The 457-nt window shown below is 56.9% G+C and carries 1 pseudogene; it reads right to left on the reverse strand.

Annotation, left to right across the window (positions count from 1 at the left end):
* Nucleotides 1-212: pseudogene (locus tag EN859_RS35350) on the reverse strand (substrate-binding domain-containing protein); the annotation flags it as partial.
* Between the last annotated feature and the right edge of the window lie 245 nt (nucleotides 213-457).

The raw sequence follows: 457 nt of genomic DNA on the forward strand, positions 1-457 counted from the left end.
GTTGCCGCCTGGCGGCCGATCTCGGTGCAAGGCTGTTCGACGAGCGTCAGCCTAGGCTCGAAGCAGTCGGCCCATTCGAAATCGTCAAAGCCGACCAGCGACAGGTCGCGCGGGATCGAAAGCCCCTTCTCGCGGACGGCGCGGACTGCCCCGATCGTCGTCATGTTGTTGCCGGTGACCAATGCGGTGGGCGGCTCCGGCAGCGACAGGATCGCATCGCGATCATAGAGCATGCCGAAAATGATATCCAAGAACTCTGCGCCAGACACATATGTGTATTTGGCATCCTGGCCAGAACTTCGTAAAAGTAGCGGCTGCCGATCCAATTGCCTGGCGACAACCTGAACGGCCTTTGACAGGTCTTTCATACAGCTATTTTCTTTTTGGCAATCCCGCTCCAGCAATTTGAGCGAACGCTCCAGATTTGGACCGTCCTCGCTTAGATAGTTGATGTCCA

This window comes from Mesorhizobium sp. M00.F.Ca.ET.216.01.1.1, from assembly GCF_004010325.2.
Classification (GTDB): domain Bacteria; phylum Pseudomonadota; class Alphaproteobacteria; order Rhizobiales; family Rhizobiaceae; genus Mesorhizobium.